At 64.1% G+C, this 18,659-nt stretch carries 18 protein-coding genes; 14 read left to right on the top strand and 4 right to left on the bottom strand.

Annotated features, from left to right (window positions below; translation table 11 throughout):
- Nucleotides 1-35 precede the first annotated feature (35 nt).
- From NKI59_RS14535 to NKI59_RS14500, 8 genes are all read left to right on the top strand, one after another.
- Complete coding sequence (locus tag NKI59_RS14535) at nucleotides 36-899, top strand: ABC transporter permease (protein WP_352451300.1); 864 nt, start codon at nucleotides 36-38, stop codon at nucleotides 897-899.
- Nucleotides 899-1,711, top strand: coding sequence for an ABC transporter permease (locus tag NKI59_RS14530; protein WP_352451299.1), 813 nt, complete (start codon nucleotides 899-901; stop codon nucleotides 1,709-1,711). Before NKI59_RS14535 ends, NKI59_RS14530 begins: the two co-directional genes overlap by 1 nt.
- 13 nt (nucleotides 1,712-1,724) lie before the next feature.
- Entirely contained in the window at nucleotides 1,725-2,486 is a 762-nt protein-coding gene (locus NKI59_RS14525) for an SDR family NAD(P)-dependent oxidoreductase (RefSeq protein ID WP_352704938.1), read from the top strand.
- Nucleotides 2,487-2,609: 123 nt separating this feature from the next.
- Nucleotides 2,610-3,815 (top strand): 3-oxoadipyl-CoA thiolase, encoded by a 1,206-nt coding sequence (gene pcaF / locus NKI59_RS14520; protein WP_352704936.1) that lies wholly within the window; start codon nucleotides 2,610-2,612, stop codon nucleotides 3,813-3,815.
- A 531-nt stretch (nucleotides 3,816-4,346) separates the two neighbouring features.
- Nucleotides 4,347-5,378 carry a BMP family protein gene (locus NKI59_RS14515; RefSeq protein ID WP_352704934.1) on the top strand — a complete coding sequence of 344 codons (1,032 nt, stop codon included), beginning with the start codon at nucleotides 4,347-4,349 and terminating at the stop codon, nucleotides 5,376-5,378.
- A 212-nt stretch (nucleotides 5,379-5,590) separates the two neighbouring features.
- Nucleotides 5,591-7,081, top strand: coding sequence for an ABC transporter ATP-binding protein (locus tag NKI59_RS14510; RefSeq protein ID WP_502901063.1), 1,491 nt, complete (start codon nucleotides 5,591-5,593; stop codon nucleotides 7,079-7,081).
- Complete coding sequence (locus NKI59_RS14505) at nucleotides 7,081-8,136, top strand: ABC transporter permease (protein WP_352704932.1); 1,056 nt, start codon at nucleotides 7,081-7,083, stop codon at nucleotides 8,134-8,136. The genes NKI59_RS14510 and NKI59_RS14505 overlap by 1 nt, the downstream gene beginning before the upstream one ends.
- Nucleotides 8,133-9,077, top strand: a complete 945-nt coding sequence (locus NKI59_RS14500; protein ID WP_023721348.1) for an ABC transporter permease — start codon at nucleotides 8,133-8,135, stop codon at nucleotides 9,075-9,077. Before NKI59_RS14505 ends, NKI59_RS14500 begins: the two co-directional genes overlap by 4 nt.
- Nucleotides 9,078-9,091: 14 nt before the next feature.
- Here the strand turns inward: NKI59_RS14500 and NKI59_RS14495 are convergent, their stop codons facing one another.
- Nucleotides 9,092-9,859 carry an SDR family NAD(P)-dependent oxidoreductase gene (locus tag NKI59_RS14495; RefSeq protein ID WP_352470743.1) on the bottom strand — a complete coding sequence of 256 codons (768 nt, stop codon included), beginning with the start codon at nucleotides 9,857-9,859 and terminating at the stop codon, nucleotides 9,092-9,094.
- A gap of 264 nt (nucleotides 9,860-10,123) precedes the next feature.
- Between NKI59_RS14495 and NKI59_RS14490 the strand changes: the two genes are divergently transcribed.
- Together NKI59_RS14490 and NKI59_RS14485 are read left to right on the top strand one after the other, a co-directional pair.
- Nucleotides 10,124-10,279, top strand: a complete 156-nt coding sequence (locus NKI59_RS14490) for a hypothetical protein (protein WP_023678176.1) — start codon at nucleotides 10,124-10,126, stop codon at nucleotides 10,277-10,279.
- 130 nt (nucleotides 10,280-10,409) lie between these two features.
- Nucleotides 10,410-11,357 carry an LLM class flavin-dependent oxidoreductase gene (locus tag NKI59_RS14485; protein WP_352704930.1) on the top strand — a complete coding sequence of 316 codons (948 nt, stop codon included), beginning with the start codon at nucleotides 10,410-10,412 and terminating at the stop codon, nucleotides 11,355-11,357.
- Between the two features lie 34 nt (nucleotides 11,358-11,391).
- Here the strand turns inward: NKI59_RS14485 and NKI59_RS14480 are convergent, their stop codons facing one another.
- From NKI59_RS14480 to NKI59_RS14470, 3 genes are read right to left on the bottom strand one after another with little or no spacing between them, the layout of a single operon-like run.
- Nucleotides 11,392-12,342: a dihydrodipicolinate synthase family protein gene (locus NKI59_RS14480; RefSeq protein ID WP_352704928.1), complete on the bottom strand. Its 951-nt coding sequence runs from the start codon at nucleotides 12,340-12,342 to the stop codon at nucleotides 11,392-11,394.
- A complete protein-coding gene (locus NKI59_RS14475) occupies nucleotides 12,332-13,327 on the bottom strand; it encodes a Gfo/Idh/MocA family protein (protein ID WP_352704926.1) in 996 nt (331 codons plus the stop codon). The genes NKI59_RS14480 and NKI59_RS14475 overlap by 11 nt, the downstream gene beginning before the upstream one ends.
- Nucleotides 13,324-14,295: a Gfo/Idh/MocA family protein gene (locus NKI59_RS14470; RefSeq protein ID WP_352704924.1), complete on the bottom strand. Its 972-nt coding sequence runs from the start codon at nucleotides 14,293-14,295 to the stop codon at nucleotides 13,324-13,326. Before NKI59_RS14470 ends, NKI59_RS14475 begins: the two co-directional genes overlap by 4 nt.
- Before the next feature lie 97 nt (nucleotides 14,296-14,392).
- On the opposite strand from NKI59_RS14470, the gene NKI59_RS14465 reads away from it, so the two are divergent.
- The 4 genes from NKI59_RS14465 to NKI59_RS14450 all read left to right on the top strand — a co-directional run bounded on the left by NKI59_RS14465 (nucleotide 14,393) and on the right by NKI59_RS14450 (nucleotide 18,647).
- Complete coding sequence (locus tag NKI59_RS14465) at nucleotides 14,393-15,106, top strand: FadR/GntR family transcriptional regulator (protein ID WP_352704922.1); 714 nt, start codon at nucleotides 14,393-14,395, stop codon at nucleotides 15,104-15,106.
- 32 nt (nucleotides 15,107-15,138) lie between these two features.
- Nucleotides 15,139-16,719, top strand: coding sequence for an ABC transporter substrate-binding protein (locus NKI59_RS14460; protein ID WP_352704920.1), 1,581 nt, complete (start codon nucleotides 15,139-15,141; stop codon nucleotides 16,717-16,719).
- A gap of 66 nt (nucleotides 16,720-16,785) precedes the next feature.
- The gene (locus NKI59_RS14455) at nucleotides 16,786-17,745 is read left to right on the top strand and encodes an ABC transporter permease (RefSeq protein ID WP_023678169.1); all 960 of its coding nucleotides are present in this window, start codon (nucleotides 16,786-16,788) and stop codon (nucleotides 17,743-17,745) included.
- Nucleotides 17,742-18,647 (top strand): ABC transporter permease, encoded by a 906-nt coding sequence (locus NKI59_RS14450; protein ID WP_502901061.1) that lies wholly within the window; start codon nucleotides 17,742-17,744, stop codon nucleotides 18,645-18,647. Before NKI59_RS14455 ends, NKI59_RS14450 begins: the two co-directional genes overlap by 4 nt.
- The last annotated feature ends 12 nt before the right edge of the window (nucleotides 18,648-18,659 follow it).

The following is an 18,659-nucleotide window of genomic DNA, read 5'->3' as shown; positions in this document are numbered from 1 at the left end:
GACAGATGTCCGCCGGCACCGGGGCGGTTTTTTCAATGCGCAGCAACGTCCTCCGTCACAATCTCCTGACCGCCCTGCTGCTCGGTCCAGCAACTGCGTGGCTGGTGGTGTTTTTAGTTTTGCCGTTCGTGGCGATCGCCGTTTTCAGCGTCGGCGAGCGGGCGCCGGAAGGCGGCTATCAGGCCGCTTTCACCTTGGCGCAGTTTGCCAATCTTCCGGCGCGGGCGACCGCCTTCTGGAACACCATGGTGCTGGCGCCGGCGGGCGCACTGGCCTGTCTTCTCGTTGCCTATCCGGTCGCCTATTACCTCGCTTTGCGCGCACCCGAACGGTGGCGGCTGATCCTGCTGGCGCTTGTCGTCATCCCGTTCTGGACCAGCCTGCTGATGCGAACCTATGCCTGGATGTATGTGCTTGGCGGGCGCGGCATCCCAGCTCTGCTGGCCTATGTCGGGATGGAGGACGTGCGGCTGATCAACACGCCGGGAGCGGTTCTGCTCGGCATCGTCTATGGTTATCTGCCGCTGATGATCCTGCCGATCTATGTCAGCCTCGAGCGGCTCGACCGCCGGCTGCTGGAGGCCTCCGCCGATCTCGGCGCGACGCCGATCTCGACATTCCTCGGCGTGACGCTGCGGCTGTCGCTGCCAGGTGTGATGACCGGCTTCTCGCTGGTCATGATCCTGCTGCTCGGCGAATATCTGATCCCGACGCTACTCGGCGGCGGCAAGGTCTTCTTCATCGGCAACGCGCTGGTCGATCTGTTCCTGCAATCGCGCAACTGGCCATTCGGATCGGCAATCGCCATCACACTTGTGGCGGTTTCAGTGGTCGTGCTGCTTGCCGCGAACCGCATTTCGACCCGGCTTTCGGGTGCCCGCCGGGTGGACCTGATCTGATGCGTGCCTTCGTCGTTGCAGTCTTTGCCTTTCTCTACCTGCCGATCGCGCTGGTGGTGCTGTTTTCGTTCAACGCCGGCCACCACGCCAGCGAGTTCACTGGCTTCTCGGTGCAATGGTACGGCAAGGCCCTGGCAAACCCGTTCCTGGTCGAAGCGCTGAAGAACAGCCTGTTCATCGCCACGACCAGCGCCTTGCTGGCGGCGCTGTGCGGCACGGCCGCCGCGCTTGGCCTGGCGCGTGTCGGCGTGCGGACGCGAGCCGTGTTCGATGCGCTTTTGGGTGCTGCGATCGTCGTTCCTGGTGTCGTCATCGGCATCTCGACGCTGGTCGCGCTGGTCCAGCTATTCGGGGTGGTCAACCCGTTTGTCGCTTCGCTGTGGCCGAACGACCAGCCACCGCGCCTGGCGCTCGGCTATGGCTCGATCATCGCCGCGCACGGGCTGTTTTCGATGGCGCTGGTGGCGATGATTGTCGGCACGCGCCTCGGCAGCCTCGACCGCAATCTGGTCGAGGCCTCGAGCGATCTTTACGCCACCCCGCTGACGACGTTCCGCAGCATCGTGTTGCCGCAGATCATGCCGGCGGTGATCGCCGGCTTCCTGCTCGCCTTCACATTCTCCTTCGACGATTTCATCGTCGCCTTCTTCGTCGCCGGCGCACAGACGACATTGCCGATCTATGTCTTCGCCTCGATCCGGCGCGGGGTCACGCCGGAGATCAATGCCATCGCGACGATCGTGCTCGTCGCCTCCGTTTTGCTCGTGGTGCTTGCCCAATGGCAACTGCGGCAACGAAAACCATCACACTGAAAGATAAAAAAACATGATTCTGAGAGATCGCATCGCCGTGGTGACGGGTGCCGGGTCGGGGATCGGGCGTGCCGGCGCCATGATGATGGCCAGGGAAGGCGCGCTCGTGGTGATCGCCGACAGGGACCAGGCGGCGGGGGAAGCAACCGCTTCCGACATTCGTGCGGCCGGCGGTCGGGCCGAGGCCGTCGCCATCGACGTCGGCGAGGATGCGGCGGTCGAGCAGCTCATTGCGAGAACGCTGGGCCGGCATCGGCGGATCGACATCCTGCACAATCATGCCGGGATCCAGGTCGGCGGCACGCTGACCGAAGTCGGCGCCGACGGCATGGATGCCTCCTGGCGGATCAATGTGCGGGCGCAGTTCCTCGCGGCCAGGCTGGTCATGCCGTCGATGATCGCGCAAGGCGGCGGGGTGATCCTGAATACCGCCTCCAATTCGGGTGTGTTCTACGACCGCGAAATGATTGCCTACGCAACGTCAAAACATGCAGTGGTGGCGATGACCCGGCAGATGTCGCTCGACTATGCCAAACACAATGTCCGCATCAACGCGCTGTGCCCCGGCTGGGTCGATACGCCCTTCAACGAGCCGTTCATCGCGCAGATGGGCGGGCGGGCGGCGATCGAGAACTATGTCCGCACCAAAATTCCCATGCAGCGCTGGGCCAGCGCGGAGGAAATCGCCGAAGCGATCCTGTTCCTCGTCTCCGACCGCTCGTCCTTCATGACCGGTCAGGCGCTGGTGATCGACGGTGGAGAAAGCATCGGCTGATCCGCCGCTCCCGGCGGGCGGCAGCTGAAATTCTCTTTGGCCTAACGGCCGGCAGCGAGATGTGCTTTCGTCTCAAGGAGAATGCGGCCAACATGACCGGCCGGGAAAAGAGAAGGCTGCATAATGGCCGAGGCCTATATCTGCGACTACATCCGCACGCCGATCGGACGCTTTGGTGGGTCTTTGTCGGCGGTCCGTACCGACGATCTCGGCGCGATACCTCTGAGGGCGCTGATCGAGCGCAATCCAGGCATTGATTGGGCTGCTATCGACGACGTCGTCTATGGCTGCGCCAACCAGGCCGGCGAGGACAATCGCAATGTGGCGCGCATGGCGCTGCTGCTGGCCGGCCTGCCCAAGGAGGTTTCGGGCTCGACCGTCAACCGTCTCTGCGGTTCGGGCATGGATGCGGTGATGATTGCTGCCCGCGCCATCAAGGCCGGCGAGGCGGAGTTGATGATATCAGGCGGCGTCGAATCGATGAGCCGCGCTCCGTTCGTGCTGCCGAAGGCAGAGACCGCCTTTTCGCGCAATGCCGAGATTTACGACACCACGATCGGCTGGCGCTTCATCAATCCGCTGATGAAGAAGCAATACGGCGTCGATTCGATGCCGGAGACCGGCGAGAACGTGGCGGAAGAGTTCGCTGTCTCCCGCGCCGACCAGGACGCATTTGCCGTGCGCAGCCAGGACAAGGCTGTAGCCGCACAAGCCAATGGCCGGCTGGCAAAGGAAATCACGCCGGTGACGATCGCGCAGCGCAAGGGCGATCCGGTCGTTGTCGACAGAGATGAGCATCCCCGCGGGGGCACGTCGATCGAAGCGTTGGCCAAGTTGCCGACGCCGTTCCGGCAAGGCGGCACGGTTACGGCCGGCAATGCCTCGGGCGTCAATGACGCCGCCGCGGCGCTGATCGTCGCCTCGGAAGCAGCCGCGAAAAGATATGGGCTGACGCCGATCGCCCGCATCCTCGGCGGTGCCACCGCCGGCGTCGCTCCGCGCATCATGGGCATCGGTCCGGTGCCGGCCACGCAGAAGCTGTGTGCCCGGCTCGGCCTGAAGCCGCAACAGTTCGATGTCGTCGAGCTCAACGAGGCCTTCGCCTCGCAAGGTATCGCCGTGCTGCGCCAGCTCGGCATTGCCGAGGATGCGGAGCACGTCAACCCGAATGGCGGTGCCATCGCGCTCGGTCATCCGCTCGGCATGTCCGGCGCGCGCATCACCGGCACGGCGGCGCTGGAGCTGCGTGAACGCGGCGGCCGATACGCGCTCGCCACCATGTGCATCGGTGTCGGCCAGGGCATCGCCGTGGCGCTCGAACGCGTTTGATCTTTTGGCCGCCCTGGGGCAGAGCCCTGGCGCCGCCTATCTCGTTTGCCCGATATGCGAACGACGCTCTGGTCAATGGGCGATCCTTGCGAAATGATGGACACCGTTGCGCCTAGGCCGGGAAAGTGAGGCCCTTGCAAGAAAGCTGTTTGAATTGAGCGATCCTCAACCCATTACCAACGATACAATCCTCATAATTCTGCATTCTGTTCTCGTCGAAATTCGAGGGACTGACAAACCGGAAAAGGCACGGATGCTCGCGGACTGCCTTTCACAACGCGCCGAGCTTGATCGCAAATGGCCATGAACCGCAAAAAACGTGGGGAAGCATTCTTTCAACCGCGCGAAGGCTTGAAATAGAGCCTTACGTCCTTCGGCTATTGCGGCACGTTCAATCGCGTCAAATTTCAAACTGAGACATTACCCGAAATTTGACCATGTGGACAAAGGTCCGGCGTCGTTCCATAGTTCCCTGTCTTTATATTTTCCGAACAGCCGGCTCGACATGGCTGTCGAACAGAGGGGCATGCAATGGACAACAAAAAGAGCAAAATCCAATCGAAACGCGAAGGGCTTTCGCGACGCAACGTGCTGGAGCTGGGCGCGCTCGGCCTTGCGGCAGCGATGCTGCCGGGCAGCGCCTTTGCCAAGACCAAGAAGCTGAAAGTGGCGGCGATCTTCGCCACGCCGATCGAGGAGCCGTGGGACAACCAGATCCATGTTGCCCTGCAGAAGGCCGAGAAGGAACTCGGCATCGAATACAAATGGTCGGAGAAGGTGCAGACCGCCGATTTCAGCCGGGTCATGCGCGAATATGCGCAAGGCGGCTATGAGCTGGTGCTGGGTGATGCCTTCGCCGCCGAGCGCGAATCGCGCAGGACCGCCAAGCAGTTCCCGAAGACCGCCTTCCTGTTCGGCTCCGGCGCCGGGCCGGCCGAGCCGAATTTCGGCGTCTTCGACAACTGGATTCACGAGCCGGCCTATCTGTCCGGCATGATTGCCGGAAAGATGTCGAAATCGGGCACGGTCGGCGCCGTCGCGGCGATGGGCATTCCGGAAGTGAACCGGCTGGTCAACGCCTTCTTTGCCGGCGCCAGGGAGGTCAATCCCAACATCAAGAAGAAGGTCGCCTTCATCGGCTCGTTCTTCGATCCGCCGAAGGCAAAGGAAGCGGCGGTCGCCCAGATCGATGCCGGCGTCGACGTCATCTATGCCGAGCGCTTCGGCGTCATCGAAGCGGCGGCGGAGAAAAAGATCCTCGCCATATCCAACATGTCCGACCAGTCGAGCCTCGGCCCCGACACGGTGATCACCGGGCCGGTCTGGGACATGTATCCGACGGTCGAGCAGGCGATCAAGCTGGTCAAGGCCGGCGTCTTCACCGCGCAGGACTACGGCGATTTCTCGCGCATGGCCAAGGGCGGCTCCTACCTCGCGCCCTACCACAAGTTCGATAAGACGCTGCCGGCCGAGGTCAAGGAACTGGTCGAGAAGAAGAAGGCAGAGATCCTCGACGGCAATTTCCGCGTCGACGTCGATGAGAATACGCCGGTCTCGGACTGAGCGGCGCATCCCTCCCCCTTGAGGGGAGGGTGGCCCGCAGGGCCGGGTGGGGTCCTCGGCGACGCGCTCCATCTTTTTCGGTCTAAACGTCGAGGCAGCTGAGGGGACCCCCCCCGCCTCGCTTCGCTCGGCACCCTCCCCTCAAGGGGGAGGGATATCGGCGTCAACGCCACCAGGATCCCGCCTTGTCAACGCCTGCCCCTCTTATTGAAATGCGCGGCATCTCCAAGAGCTTTGGCGCCGTCAAGGCGAACGAGGCCGTCGATCTCAGCGTCGCGCCGGGTGAAATCCTCGGGCTGCTCGGCGAAAACGGCGCCGGCAAGACGACGCTGATGAACGTGCTGTTCGGCGCCTATGCGCCCGATGCCGGCGAGATCCTGGTGCAGGGCCGGTCGGTGGCGATCAACAGTTCGGCCGATGCGCTGGCCGCCGGCATCGGCATGGTGCACCAGCATTTTCATCTCGCACCGCGGCTTTCGGTGCTGGAGAACCTCTTGATCGGCATTCCCGGGAGATCGGGCCGGATCGACCGCGCCGGCGGGCTGGCGCGGCTCGCCGAGATCGGCCGCCAGCACGGGCTGACGCTCGACCCGGACCTCCCCGTCTCGGCGCTGTCGGTCGGCGAGCAACAGCGGCTCGAAATCGTCAAGGCGCTGTTTCGCGGCGCAAGGCTGCTGATCCTCGACGAGCCGACGGCGGTGTTGGCACCGACCGAGGTCGACGGGCTGTTTTCGGCGCTGCGCTCGATGGCGGCACAAGGGCTCGGCATCATCTTCATCTCGCACAAGCTCAACGAGGTGCGAGCGCTGACACATCGCTGCGTCGTGCTCCGGCATGGGCGCGTTGCCGGCCGCGTCGATGCGCCGGCCAGCACCACGTCCTCGGAGATGGCGCGGCTGATGTGCGGCCACGAGATCGTGCCTCCGGCCAGAGGACCGTCGATGCCCGGTGCGGCCGTGCTGACCCTCGACGGTATCTCGACATCGCATCATTCCGGCATGGCGCTGCGCGATGTTTCGCTGTCGATTCGTGGCGGCGAGATCCTTGGCATCGCCGGCGTCTCCGGCAATGGCCAGCGCGCGCTTGCCGAGGTCATCTCCGGCGTGCGTGCGCCCGATGCCGGAAAGATGACCATAGCCGGCAAAACGGTTTCGCGGTTCTCGCCGAGCACAGTGCAGGCGCTCGGCCTCGGCCGCATCCCGGAAGACCGTATGACGACAGGGCTGGTCACCAATCTGCCGCTCGCCGATTCGATGGTGCTGCCGCGCATCGGCACGGCGGCGTTCAGCCGCAACGGCCTGCTCAAGCCGGATGCGATCCGCGCCTTCGCCGAGGCGCAGATCAAAGCCTACGATATACGTTGCCCCGGGCCGATGACGCGCGCCGGGGCGCTTTCCGGCGGCAATCTGCAGAAGGCGCTTTTGGCGCGCGAACTCGCCTTCGATCCGAAGGTGCTGATCGTTTCGCAGCCGACTCGCGGCCTCGACATCGGCGCCGCGCGCTTCATCCACGAAAAATTCCTCGACATGCGCGCCAAGGGCTGCGGCATCGTCGTCATCGGCGAGGATCTGGAAGAGTTGCTGATGCTCTCGGATCGTATCGCGGTGATGTATGAGGGCCGCATCGTCGGCACGCTGAACAGCGCCGACGCCAGCATCGCCAGACTCGGGTTGATGATGACCGGAGCGGAGGGCCATGCCTGATGTTCCGTCTCGAGGCCCGCACCTCAACGCCCGCCTGGTTCAATCTGGCGCTGCCGCTGCTCGCAATCGGCGCGACGCTGATCCTGTGCAGCGGCCTCATCGCACTGGCCGGCGCCGGCGTGATCGAGGCCTATGGCGTGATGTTTTCGGCGTCTTTGGGCGACAGCTACGCCGTCACCGAAACGCTGGTGCGTGCCGCGCCGATGATCTTCACGGGACTTGCCGTGGCGGTCGCCTTCCGCGCCAAATTCTGGAACATCGGCGCCGAAGGGCAATTGCTGGCTGGTGCGGTGGCGAGCTGTGCCGTCGGTGCAATCCCGATGCCGGGGCCGCTCGCCATGCTGCTGATGGCGCTGGCGGGCGCTGCCGCCGGCGCGGCCGTCGCCCTGATCCCCGCCACGCTGCGGGTAAAATTCAGGGTCGATGACGTGGTCAGCTCGCTGCTGCTCAACTCGGTCATTTTCTACGCACTGATGGCGCTGATCGAGGGGCCATGGAAGGACAGTTTCAGCGGCTACCCGATCTCGCCGCCGATCGAGGATACGGCCAATTTTCCAGTGCTGCTCGAAGGCACGCGGCTGCATCTCGGCGTCGTCGCGGCGCTGGTCGCAGCACCCCTGATCTGGTTCGTGGTCGCGCGTACGACGCTCGGCTTCCGCATCAGGGTCACCGGCGAGAACCCGGAAGCTGCTCGCTATGGCGGCATCAATGTCGAGCGGGTGCTGATTTCGACGGCGATGCTGTCTGGCGCATTGGCCGGCCTTGCCGGCGTCGGCGAGGTCGGCGGCGTGCATTTCCAGGTGATGAGCGACATCTCGCCGGGCTATGGCTATTCCGGCATCGTCGTCGCCATGCTGGCGAGGCTCAATCCGCTCGGCGTCGTGCCGGCGGCGATCTTCCTTGCCGCGGTGATGACCGGCGCCGAGGCGATGTCGCGGGCGACCGGCGTTCCGGCCTTCCTCAGCGAAGTCATCCAGGGAACTGCGCTGCTCGCCATGCTGGTGGCGTTGCTGTTCACCGCCTATCGCCTCCGTCGCGTGGGAACAGCCAAATGAGCGTGGTGCTGGAGCAGATATTCCAGGTCGGCTTCCTGGCCGCCATCATCCGCATCGCCACGCCCCTGGCCTTTGCGACGCTGGGCGAGATGTTCTCCGAGCGCGCCGGGGTGCTCAATCTCGGCATCGAAGGCATCATGCTTTTGTCGGCGATGACCGGCTTCACCGCGGCGAGCCTCAGCGGCAGCCTCTGGCTTGGCGTGCTAGCGGCGGTGCTGACCGGGGCGCTGATGGGCGCCGTGCACGCGCTGTTCACTGTAGCGCTCGGCCTCAGCCAGCATGTCTGCGGCATCGGCGTGACGCTGTTCTCGTCGGGCCTCGCCTATTTCCTCTACCGGCTGATCTTCGGCCAGCAATCGGTGCCACCGAACATCAAGGGGTTCGAGACGCTGCCGATCCCGATCCTGTCCGGCATTCCGGTGCTCGGGCCGGCGGTGTTCAACCAGTTTTCGCTGGTCTACATGGCGATGCTGTCTATTCCCCTGGCCGCCTTCGTGCTCTACCGCACGCCGTGGGGCCTGTCGGTCCGCATGGTCGGCGAAAACCCGCGCGCCGCCGATTCGGCCGGCGTCAGCGTCATCGCTACGCGCTTCCAGGCGGTGATCCTCGGCGGTGCCTTGATGGGGCTGGCCGGTGCCTTCCTGTCGATGGCGCAGTTCAACGCCTTCACCTTCGGCGTGGTTTCGGGGCGTGGCTGGGTGGCAATCGCGCTCGTCGTTTTCGGCCGCTGGGATCCGTGGCGATCGGCAGGCGCGGCACTGCTGTTTGCCTTCGTCGATGCCCTGCAGTTGCGCATGCAGGCGAGCGGGCTTGGCCATATCCCCTACGAGGCCTTCCTGATGCTGCCGTTCATCTTCACCATCGTCGCTATGGCGGTGATGTCGCGCAATGCGGTGGCCCCGTCGGCGCTGCTCAAGCCGTTCCGGCGCGAAGAGCGGTAGCGGCGCTTCGCCTTTCACATCGCGGTGAAGCCGTTATCGACGAACAGATGGGCGCCGTTGACGAAGCTGGCCTCGTCGCTGGCCAGGAACAGGGCTGCCTTCGCGACCTCTTCCGGCTCGCCGATCCGCCCTTGCTGCGCCGCCATTGCCGCGTCGGAGACATCGACGCCGAGTTTGTCGAGATCGGCGACCTCGCGCAGGCCATGCGGTGTCCTGATGAAGCCTGGACAGACCGCATTGCAGCGGATGTTGCGGTCGCGGAACTCGACGGCGATGGCACGCGCGAACATATGGCAGGCGCCCTTGGTGGTGTCGTAAAGCACCTCCATCGGCGTCGCCGCCACCGCCGAGATCGACGAGGTGCAGACGATGGAACCGCCGCCGGCGGCGATCATGCCAGGCAGCACGGCACGCGTCATCAGGAACATCGAACGCACATTGACGGCATGCAGCCAGTCCCATTCCTGCAGCGTGGTCTCCAGGAAGGGTTTGATGACGAGGGTGCCGGCGTGGTTGAACAGAACCGTGACCGGACCGAATTTTTCCGTCGCGCCCTTCACCGCCGCTTCGACCTGCGCCTCATCCGATACGTCGGCGACCCAGTGCTCGGCGACATGGCCGCGTTGCCTGATTGCCGCTGCGGTGGCCGCCGCCGCTTCGCCGTTGCGGTCGACGATCGCCACCTTGGCGCCCTCGGCCGCGAAAAGCTCCGAGGCCGCACCGCCCATTCCCGTCGCGCCGCCCGAAATGATGGCGACCTTGCCGGCCAGTCTTGTGCCCATGGTTTGCTCCCTGCTGCCTTGCCGTGACGTCGCGGCTTTCCGCTGAAGCGATGCTATCCCTCATCCATTGGATGGCCAAGGAGCCACAGACACATGGACCTGACGTTTCCTGCCGTCACCCCGGCATGCCGCAAAAGGCAGCGCTAAGCAGTAAAAGCACTAATGTGTCTATCATTTGGAGAAAATTGTTCTAAGGATCGCGCGAAAATAGCACTCGACAAAGTCTACTGATTTTATAGATTAAGCGCCGAGACGGAGGTCGATATGTCCTATAGCCAGAACGCTCAGACTGCCCGCAAAGGCCAAAGGCTGGGTTCCGACCAGGTGTGGCGGCCGGCCTATGCCGGCGCTTTCGCCTATCTCGTCTTTGCCCTTGCGTTTGTATTCACCGGGGCAGTGGTACTGGGGCTGATCCCCTGATTGTCAAGGCTCTGATCATCGAGGCTTCCTCGGGATAGCGGCCTGCCGTTTGCAGAAATTCCGGAGTTGATGAACCGAATGCCGGTGCGCTTTTGCGCGCCCTGATTCCAACGTGATGGAGGAGATGGCAATGCCAATCGAGTTCACGCATGTTCCCGGTAAGATCCACGCTGCCGACGCCAGCTTTTTCTACGACTTTGTCGAGACCGCGACGAAGCTGTCACTGATCGAGGATGCCGGATTCCGGAAGATCGTCATCGACGACCAGGCCGGGCTGCTGACCAATATGGACCTTGCCGCCCAGACGCTGGACCGGACCTCGTCCCTGGAGGTCGTGCTCACGCATTGGGCAGGCGTGATCGAACCAACCGTGGCGGCGCGGCAGCTCGCTGCCCTCGACGCGAGAAGCGGCGGCCGGCTGTCGCTCAGGATGCTCAGCGAGCCGCTGAGCGACGACGATGCCGAGGCACGTCCGGCCGGCCATACGGTGGTCTGGCAACGCATCGATGAATATCTGGTGCTGCTGAAGCGGTTGTGGTCGAACGACAGGCCGTTCGACCATGAAGGCACCTTTTACAGCATCAAAGGCGGCTATGTGCCGCGCAAGGGGCCGCATGGTGCCGATGTGACCATCCGCATGGGCGGGCAGTCGGGCACTGCGCTCAGGGTCGCGGGCAGGCATGCGGACGTGTTCGAACTGGCGCCTGGCTCGCTTGCAGAAATCCGCCAGTCAATGGAGCGCGTACGCGGCGCTGCTGCCGAACACGGCCGGGCCGGCAAGCTGCGTTTCGCGCTTCCCGTCCGAATCCGTTCGGAAGACAAACCGGCCGCTTCCTGCCAGAAGGCGCTCGAACTTGCTGGGCCGCCGGCGCAGGTCGCGCTTTCGCTGCTTTCCTACGCCGCTTTGGGGATCAATGAGTTCATGATCGTCGGCATCGACAGGCCACGCGAGATTGCGACCGCCGGCCGCGAGGCGATCGCACTGCTGCGCAATTCGCTGGCACGGCGCGAGGCCGATGTCCCTCAGCCGGGGGCGTTTGCGTCACGCGCGACACAGGGAGCACGCGCCGGCTGCTGAAGCGCCTCCGTCATCCCGCGCCTTGGTGACGGGTCTACCACCATTCCGGGAAAGCCGCGTGAGCCGCCCTGGCCAGCGTCGGTATTTCCTGATCGGGAACGGAGCTGTAGGGCCAGAGCAGTCGTGGGCCGAGCGGCGCCCAGCCGCCGGCCGCCGCCATCGCCTTATCGAGTGCTGCATCACCGACATTGTAACGGGTGCGAAACGGTAGGACATGTGCGGCGAGGAAGGCCTGTATGCGGGCCTCGACCCCGGCGGCGGCGGCCATGTCGGTGCGGATTATCTGCCACCACATCATCGCGCCCTTCGGGTTGAGGCAGGCAACGTTGGAATAGCTGCCATGGGCCCCTCCAGCATAGCCTGTTGCCAGCGTGTGGCCGGGGACGAAGACGGAAAATCCGTCCAGTTTGCGGCGCATGTCGGCATACCAGCCGGCGTCGCCGCCCGGCAGCTTGGCGCCGACCAGCGATGGCACGGCCGCACGCAGACTGGCGATGCCGTCGAGCGTCAGGTGGCGCTTGGCGTGCGGCGGATTGTAGAGCACCAGCGGCGTTTCAGGCGCGGCGTCGCACAGGCCGCCGGCAAAGCGCATGACCTCGTCGTCGCTGGGCGGCCACCAGTCGGGCAGCGTGAACTGCACCGCCGCCGGGCGAAGTCCGGCGACCCGCGTCAGTCGCTCCAGCGCGACGCGCGGATTGGACTGGCTGATGCCGATCTGGAAAGGAAGGCGCGCGCGGCCGGCTATGGTTGCGACCAACTCACAAAGCCGGTCGAATTCGGGCTCGGTCTGGCAATGGAATTCGCAGGCCGTGCCATTGGAATAGACGCCGTCGACGCCTGAGGCGCAGAGCCGGGCGATCGTCTCTTCCGTCGCCTGCCAGTCGATCGCTCCGCGATCGTCGATGGCCAGCATCACCGCGCCCCAGATGCCGCGCGGTGCGTGTGCGGGCAAGCGGGCCAGATGGTCGTCGAGGTCAGCGTCCACCGGCGATCTCGTGTTCGCGGCGGGTTTCGTTCGACGCGAAGGCAGCCTCGATAATGGCGATGATCTTGCGCGCATAGATGCCGTCGACCGGCACCGGCGTGTCATCGGCAATGGCATCGCGCATTGCGCCCCATTCGCGCACCAGCGCGTTATGCATCCAGTTCGGCTCAAAGGAACCGGGCAGCTCGGTCCAGACCGTCTCGCGGCCAAGCATGGTGCCGCGGTCCATGTCGATGCGCAGCGTTCCCCGCTCGCAGATAAGGTCCATGGCATAGGTGGTGGCGCCGGTGCGATAGCCGACGCTCTGCACCTGGCCGATGCCGCCGCCGGCGAAGCGCAATCCGAGCAGAGCGCTGTCGTCTGCTTCCTGGTCATGGAACTTGGCGCCGAGCATGCCGCTTACCGACACGACATCGTCATCCATCAGCCAGACCAGGCGATCGACCGCGTGGATGCCGGCCGTCAACAGCATGCCGCCGCCGGTCGCCTTACGCAGATGCCAGTCGCGGCGATTGTGCTCCATCCACAGCTTGATGATCCAGCTCGATCCGGCGAGCGGCCGGCCGAGCTCGCCTTCCTCCAGAATTTGGCTGGCCGCCATGCAGGGCAGGGCGAAATGCATGAGGTGGGCGACCATCAGCTTGACGCCACCCTTGGCCACGGCGGCGTTGATCGCATCGCAGGCAGCCACCGTCGGCGCCATCGGTTTTTCGAGCAGGATATGCTTGCCGGCCTTTGCCGCGCCGATGGCCATTTCGGCATGGAGATGGTGCGGGCTGGCAATGAGGACCGCATCGACCTCCTTGTCGTCCAGCAGCCTTCGCCAGTCCGCGTAGCCGCGGCCGCCATGTTCAGCGGTGAATTGCTGCAGTGCGTCGGCATTTCCTCGAGATGCGGCGACGAGGCGAATGCCGCCAATCTCACGGATTGCCCGCGCATGGGCTGCGCCGAAATCGCCGGCGCCGATAATTCCTATTCCAATCATGGTCCTGCCTTTTGATAAGCGGCGTCGATCAGCGACATCGCCGCAACATAATCTTCGATGGACACCGGCGGAGGCGCCTTTCTGGCCAGCCGGTCAAGCGTATCGCGCATGAACAGACGATAGCGCGTTGCCGGCAGTTCGACCGGCAAGTCGACGATTGCCGCGTCGTCGAGCGTTGCGCAGATAACATGGTCGCCATGATCGATGAGGGTGGCATTGGCACTGACGATGCGCCACTCGAAGTCACCGCCGGGGCGCATCGAAGCAAAGGTGTAACCGGCCTCGACGATGAACAGCGCGCCGGCCTCGTCTTCCAGCACCAGAAGTGCGTGATCCTCGACCGGGCCGGGATGGATGCGGTTCGCGATCGAAACGCTTTTCAGTCCGAGCTTGCCGGTTGCGAGGCTGAGTGCCGCGTCGACGCCGTGTATGCCGAGATTCCTCAACGCACCCCCGCCACCAACCGCCGGGTCGAGCACCCAGGCGACACCGTCGGCGATGTAGCGTTGCGGCGGGCCGTTGACCAGCCGGAACTGGCAATGCGCCACGGGGCCGGCGCGACCTTGCCGGCGCAGCCGTTCAAGGCCGGCAACGGCCGGCCCGAAACGGTTGGGCAGGGGAACAGCGACAAAACCCTGGTACTGCCTGGCAAGGTCGCGCAGCGCCATCAGTTCCCTCGTATGGCTGGCCGCCGGCTTCTCCAGGATCAGCGGTATCCTTGCCGCGATGATCGCACGTGCCCGCGCCGGCACCATCGAAGGGTGCCCCATCAACAGGATCACATCCGGCGGGCTGGAGAGTATCTCCTTGAAATCTTCGATAAACGGCAGGTCGTGGTGCGCGGCGAACGCTTGCGCTTGGCCAGGATCCTCGTCCCAGATACCGGCGATCTCCGTGCCGTAAAAGCGTGCGGCGTCGAGGTGTATTTCGGCGTGCCAGTGGCTCGAGCCGGCGAGGGCAATCTTCATTCGGAGGCAGCAGGTTTGTTATGGGCTTGCAGGATATCCTACAAGTGGCTATACGACAAGCGGCGGGCAAGCTTCAGCGGATGATGAAAGCAGTGGGATGGCGGAACTGAAGTCGATCGAACCGTTGAGCAGACCGCCGCTGCTTCACGTCACCGTGCAGGAAAGCCTCAGGGCCTATATCGAAAGCAACCAGCTCAAGGCAGGCGATCCCCTGCCGCCGGAGACGTTCCTGGCGCAGCGGCTCGGCGTCGGCCGCAACTCCGTGCGGGAAGCCATCAAGGCGCTGGAATCGATCGGCATCCTGGAGACGCGACGCGGCATCGGCGTGTTCGTCAAGGAGTTCTCGTTCAAGCCGCTGCTGGATAACTTGGCCTACGGTTTGCAGGATTCGCTGCGCGATGTCGAAGAGCTGCGCGAAATCCGTCGCGTGCTGGAAACCGGCCTCATCGCCAAGACGATCGAGATGATCAGTGCCGAGGACATCGAGGAGCTGCGCCAGTTGACCGAGCGCATGCGGCAACGTGCCGAGCGCCATGAGAGCTTCGCCGAAGAGGACCAGCAATTCCATCAGCTGCTGTTCCGCTGCCAGAACAATCACATGCTGAGCGCGCTGATCGACATCTTCTGGACGGCGTTCAACAAGGCCTCGAATTTCACCAATCTCGATAATCCGACGCCGCTGGCGACATGGCGCGACCATCACGAGATCGTCGAGGCTGTCGCCGCCAAGGATGTCGACCAGGCGCGTCGGCGGCTCGACGACCATTACCGGGGGATCCAGCAGGTTATCGCAAAAAACCGAACAAGCTGAAGAACAACCTGACTATGCCAAGGGAGGAAACCATGCGTATCAGGACCATCGCATTCTCAGTCGTCGGGCTGCTGCTCGCCAGCATTGCCCCATTGACCAGTGTCCAGGCACAAAGCGCCAAGACCATTGCGGGCGGCTTCGACGTCGGCCCCGGCGGTTTTCCCAAGAACTTCAACCCGCTGGTGGCGACCGGCGGCTACACCTGGCTCAGCACCTATTTTGAACCGCTGGTCATCTACAATGCCGGGCTGGCCGATATCGAAGGCGACCTCGCCAAGGACTACAAGATCAGCGACGACCAGCTGAGCTATACGTTCAACCTGGTCAACGAGACCTGGCATGACGGCAAACCGTTCACCTCGAAGGACGTTAAGTTCACCCTCGAGCTTGCCAAGAACAAGGCCTCCGGCAGCCTGTTTGCCGCCCGCCTCGCCAACATCGCCTCGGTCGATGCCCCGGATGACCACACCGCAGTGGTGAAGCTATCGAAACCGAACGGCTCGTTTCTATCCATCCTCTCGCAGCTGATGATCCTGCCGGAGCATGCCCTGGCCGCTCTGCCGCCGGAATCGCTGGCGACAAGCACCTGGTGGTCGACCACTCCGGTCGGCACCGGCCCGTTCAAGTTCAAGCGCTACGTGACCGACCAATATGTCGAACTGGCAGCCGATGACGATTATCGCGGCGGCAAGCCGAAGATAGACGTGCTCATCAACCGCTATTTCGAGTCGCCGGCGGCGGCCGTTGCCGCGCTCCGTGCCGGCGAAATCCAGTTCACTTATGTCGAGCCCGACGATGCGGCATCGTTCAAGAGCGACAGCAATTTCAAGGTGATCGAAGGTGCCTCGTACGTGGTCAACTATATCGGCCTGAACCAGAAGGTCGACCTGTTTAGGGATATCCGTGTCCGCCAGGCGATCATGTACGCGATCGATCGCAACGCCATCATCGACAGCCTCTACGGCGGTGCCGCCGAGCCAGCCAATTGCGGCTATGTCGCGCCGCATCTCGTTCCCGCAGGCCTCGAACCCTATGCCTACGATCCGGCAAAGGCCAAGGCGCTGCTGAGCGAGGCCGGCTGGGACAAGATCAACGGCGACAAGCCGATCACCTTGCTGACCTATTATGGCTCGCCGCAAGCGGCCAATGTGATGGCCGCTGTCCAGTCGATGCTGGCCGAGGTCGGCATCAATGTGGTGCCGCGGGTCGTCGATACGCCGACCTACAACGGCATCGTCTACAAGCAAGGCACGCCGGACTGGAACGCCTTTCCGATGGTCTATGCCGGCCTGCAGAACGGCCCCAACCCGGCCAGCCTCAATCCCGGCCTCAACAAGTCGCAGATCCCGCCGGCAGGCTTCAACACCATGCGCATCGAGTTCGACGATCTGAGCACCGCATTGGACGCCGCGCTAGGCCAAACCGATCCGGCCAAGCTCGATCAATCCTGGCAGGGGGTCTGCAAGGTCATGAACAAGGAGCTACCCTGGGCGACGTTGTGGGTGGCCAACCGCTATGGCGTAGCCTCCAACAAGCTGCATGACTTCGTCTGGACGCCGGCGCCGGGCGGCGGCCCCTACGCAGCTCACCCCGAGCGCTGGGACATCCAGTAAGAAACCCGCAACCAAGCGAGCAGGCGGGACCACTTTGGCGCCGCCTGCCACCGCCACGGAAAGCCCATGTTGAGCTTCATCGCCCGCCGCAGCGCCACAGGATTGCTGATGCTGGTCGCGCTCAGCGTCCTCATCTTCATCCTGTTGCGGCTGGCGCCGGGCGATCCGATCGACGCCTATATCAACCCATCGGTCCCCATGTCGGCTTCCGACCTCGAGGGCCTGCGCGAACGGCTCGGGCTCGATCGGCCGCTTCCCGTGCAATATCTCGCCTGGCTGCGCGCGGCGCTGAGCGGTGACTTCGGCTATTCGATCCAGCGCAGCGGCGTTGCCGTGCTGCCACTGGTCATGGAACGCATCGGCCCGACGGCGCTGCTGATGGGTACGGGCCTGGCGATCGCCATCGTGCTCGGCATTTCCGCCGGCATTTTCAGCGCGGTGCGCCGTAACGAACCATCCGACATCGCGCTGTCGGTGCTGTCGTTTATCGGTATCTCCAGCCCGGCTTTTCTGACAGCGCTGCTCGGTCTCTATTTCTTCTCGGTGCTGCTGCGCTGGGCGCCGTCCGGCGGCATGCAGACCGCGGGTGCGCCGTTCTCGGCGACGGATGTGCTTGCGCACCTCGTCCTGCCCGCCTGCCTGCTGTCCGTCGGCCATGCCGCGCTGATCATGCGTTACATGCGCGCCTCGCTGCTGGAAGTGCTCAACCAGGATTACGTGCGGACGGCGCGTGCCAAGGGCGTGCGCGAGTTCTGGGTGATCATCAAGCACGCGACCCGCAATGCGCTCTTGCCGGTCATTACCTTGATCGGCTCGACTGTCGGCATCGCCATCGGCGGCGCCATCTTCCTGGAAAGCGTGTTCAACTGGCCGGGCATGGGACTGCTTCTGGTCAACGCCGTCGGCACCCGCGATTACCCGGTGATCATGGGCGCTACCCTGGTGATCGGCGTTTGCGTCATCCTGGTCAACCTCTTGACCGACGTCGTCTATGCCGTCGTCGACCCGCGCATTCAGGTGGCATGATGGCAATCACGGCGCCGGATCCTACAGTTGACCCGACAGCCGTGCCGCAAACCAAAGGCCCGCTTCGCCGCGCGCTCGACCGCTTTTTTGAAAACCGCGCGGCGCGTGCCGGGCTTTTGATCGTCATCCCGATCCTGCTGGCTGTTTCGACCTATCCTTTGTGGTGGCCGTTCGGTCCTAACACCATCGACCTCCGAGCAATGAACAAGGCGCCGTCGGCCATTCATTGGCTGGGCAGCGACGGCGTCGGGCGCGACGTCATGGCCCGGTTGCTGCAAGGCGGGCGGATCTCATTGCTGGTCGCCGTCTGCTCGGTCACCATATCGACCGTCATCGGCTTCCTGATCGGCGCCGTCGCCAGCTTTGGCGGGCGCCTCGTCGACGGCACGGTGATGCGCCTGGTCGACCTGGCGATGACGCTGCCGCCGGTGATCTTCCTGCTGGTGCTGGCTTCGATCGCCGGCACCGGCATCGCCCCGACCATCCTGGTGATCTCGCTGCTCTCCTGGCCGGTGCTGTCGCGCATGGTGCGTGCCCGGCTGCTCGAACTGCGCGAGCGCGACTTTGTCGTCGCCGCCCGCGGCATGGGGGCAGGGCTGCCGCATCTGCTGTTCCGGCACGGCCTGCCCAATTGCATCGATATCCTGGTCGTCTACGCCACCTTGCAGATCGCCAACGCCATCCTGCTCGAGGCCGGCCTGTCCTTCCTCGGCCTCGGCATCGCACCGCCCGAAGCCAGCTGGGGCAACATGCTCAATCTCGCCCGCTCCACCGTCGTGCTTGAAAATTACCCCTGGCAATGGATGTTCCCGGGCGCCGCACTGGTGCTCACCGTGCTCGCCATCAATTTCATCGGCGACGGCTTGCGCGACGCATTCGACCCTCGCTCCGATCTCAACTGACCTCAAAGGTTC

This window comes from Mesorhizobium sp. M0598, assembly GCF_040320865.1.
Classification (GTDB): Bacteria; Pseudomonadota; Alphaproteobacteria; order Rhizobiales; family Rhizobiaceae; genus Mesorhizobium.
The sequence above is the reverse complement of the archived record's forward strand: the minus strand, read 5'-3'. Positions and strand labels throughout refer to the sequence as shown.